We start from the raw sequence: 965 nt of genomic DNA, 5'->3' as shown, positions 1-965 counted from the left end.
AGGCATTGCTTCTTTCCGTAACCAAGCCGGTGTCAAATGAAGAGGCTCGCGCTCTGGTCAAACTGTTTGGGCCTGATGGTTGTTTTGGCTTGGCGTGGTCAATACTTCATCTAATTGAATCTGCGCCAAGCTGGCCATTGACCGATTGCTTGGTTAATTCAAGCAATGAATGGGTCGCCTTACTTAGAGATCGCGCAACTCGTGGAGGTTTGTTGTGAATCCGTTAACTGTACGAATTATAACGCTTAATCCTGCATTTAACGCGACTGCCCTTACGGGCGTTGGGTTTGCTCCACGCTAGAGGCTCACCATGGCACGACGGAAACAATTCAAAAACATTGCATCCGGGTTGTATGGTTCGTTCATAAGCCGCAACAACGATGTAGGCGGCTATTGGGGTATTGGAAAACTTCGTCTTCTTGCGCAACAACATGGCGTGCAAGTAGTTCGCATTGATCTTCTTGCGAAATCAATAATTCCAGTGAGTTTAGAATTTTCAAAGCTTATTTGTGGCTACCACTCACTCCTGAAAAAGCATCTTTATGCAGAGGGCATTCCGGAAAACTGGTTAGCATCCGTGACCGTCGAGCTTGATTTCAAGCCTGAACCGCCTTCCGGAAAGCACATTACAATCGCAACGTGGGGTAGTCTTTTCAAGCTCGTGGTGAATATTACAGACGATATGAAGAAAAATCATACTGTTTCCGGGCACGGTTACTGCGGGCCGCATAATCCAAGAAAGGAATCCAAAAGTGCAAGAGCAGAAAGTTTCTAACCCGGCGCTCAGCCTGGACCTCTTCAGAGTCGCTGAACCCTGCGCGATAAAACCGGGCAGCAACGGTTTGCTATGCGTTAGAGTGATCGAACCCTCTCGTTAAAAACCAGAAAGATTAAATTTGTCAATCGTGCAGTTAAATGCAATTGGTGTGCAACTGGAAAAACAAGTAGTGTTCATTACGGACAGC

At 46.6% G+C, this 965-nt stretch carries 2 protein-coding genes; both read left to right on the top strand.

The window, feature by feature from the left end:
- On the top strand, positions 1-218 hold a 218-nt coding region (locus tag NP589_RS21575; RefSeq protein WP_371929705.1), incomplete at its 5' end, for a hypothetical protein.
- Positions 219-310: 92 nt separating this feature from the next.
- Positions 311-775, top strand: coding sequence for a hypothetical protein (locus tag NP589_RS21570; protein WP_256608813.1), 465 nt, complete (start codon positions 311-313; stop codon positions 773-775).
- Positions 776-965 lie beyond the last annotated feature (190 nt).

This window comes from Methylomonas rosea, from assembly GCF_024505055.1.
GTDB classification, from domain to species: Bacteria; Pseudomonadota; Gammaproteobacteria; order Methylococcales; family Methylomonadaceae; genus Methylomonas; species Methylomonas rosea.
Note: the sequence above shows the minus strand (reverse complement) of the source record. Positions and strands in the feature narration are given on the sequence as shown.